Below are 1528 nucleotides of genomic sequence, written 5' to 3'. Positions count from 1 at the left end.
ATTTATAAGTTCCTGAGCAACAAAAAGTTGCCCAGGATTTTGCCGTGTCAGATTTTTCACTTATCTTAGTGTTGCAATTAGAAAACAAGCGAAAATCGTAACAAGGCATGGCAAAGGTACAAATAAAATCTGAGAAACTCACACCTTTTGGAGGAATTTTTTCAATCATGGAGAAATTTGACTCCATGCTTTCACCCGTTATCGACTCAACACTGGGTCAGAGATGCCGCAGTATCATCGGATATCAGTTCAGCGAGATAGTCCGTTCGCTGATGAGCGTTTATTTCTGTGGCGGCTCATGCGTGGAAGACGTAACGTCACAACTGATGCGCCATCTCTCGTATCATCCTACCCTTCGTACATGCAGCTCTGATACCATCCTCAGAGCCATCAAGGAACTGACACAGGAAAACATCTCCTATACTTCCGACCAAGGCAAGACCTATGATTTCAATACTGCAGACAAACTCAACACATTGCTTATAAACGCTTTGGTTTCTACAGGCGAGTTGAAGGAAATTGAGGAATACGATGTTGACTTTGACCATCAGTTTCTTGAAACGGAGAAGTATGATGCAAAACCGACCTACAAAAAGTTCCTCGGCTACAGGCCTGGCGTATATGTTATCGGTGACAAGATAGTCTATATCGAGAACAGCGATGGCAACACGAATGTGCGTTTTCATCAGGCAGACACCCATAAGAGATTCTTCGCTCTTCTGGAATCCCAGAACATCCGTGTAAATCGCTTCAGGGCAGACTGCGGTTCCTGCTCGAAGGAAATCGTCAGTGAGATAGAGAAGCATTGCAAACATTTCTACATCCGTGCCAACCGATGCAGTTCGCTCTACAATGACATCTTTGCTCTGAGAGGATGGAAGACGGAGGAGATTAACGGCATCCAGTTCGAACTCAATTCCATTCTCGTTGAGAAATGGGAAGGCAAGTGCTATCGTCTTGTCATCCAGAGACAAAGACGCAACAGTGGCGACCTTGACCTGTGGGAAGGCGAATACACTTACCGTTGTATTCTGACCAACGATTACAAGTCATCGACAAGGGACATTGTTGAATTCTACAATCTGCGTGGCGGCAAGGAACGTATCTTTGACGACATGAACAACGGATTCGGTTGGAGCAGGCTCCCCAAGTCATTCATGGCGGAGAATACTGTCTTTCTTCTGCTTACTGCATTGATACACAATTTCTACAAGACCATCATGAGCAGGCTTGACACCAAGGCTTTTGGGCTCAAGAAAACGAGTCGCATAAAGGCTTTTGTCTTCAGATTCATCTCCGTACCTGCCAAGTGGATCATGACTGCAAGGCAATACGTGCTGAATATCTACACAGAGAACCGCGCTTATGCAAAACCCTTCAAAACAGAATTCGGATAAGAATCCTTTCTTTCCGGTTAGAATCTGCGTATTACCTCAAGTCGCATCGTGGGGTAAGGGGATGTTGGCTACATATTGATGTTGTGCTGTTGCTTTTTACTGAAAGCTACTACTAACGACTCATAAATCTA

Annotated in this window: 1 protein-coding gene; it reads left to right on the top strand. The window is 44.6% G+C overall.

The features are described from left to right. The first annotated feature begins 107 nt into the window (after positions 1-107). Positions 108-1397, top strand: a complete 1290-nt coding sequence (locus tag CIK98_RS01150) for an IS1380-like element IS612 family transposase (protein ID WP_005815306.1) — start codon at positions 108-110, stop codon at positions 1395-1397. Positions 1398-1528 lie beyond the last annotated feature (131 nt).

Origin of the sequence: Prevotella sp. P2-180 (genome assembly GCF_002251435.1) — a bacterium.
In the GTDB taxonomy this organism is placed as follows: domain Bacteria; phylum Bacteroidota; class Bacteroidia; order Bacteroidales; family Bacteroidaceae; genus Prevotella.
The sequence above is the reverse complement of the archived record's forward strand: the minus strand, read 5'-3'. Positions and strand labels throughout refer to the sequence as shown.

Coding starts and splice junctions, on each gene's coding strand:
- CIK98_RS01150 (WP_005815306.1), top strand. CDS start 108: ATGGCAAAGGTACAAATAAAATCTGAGAAACTCACACCTTTTGGAGGA.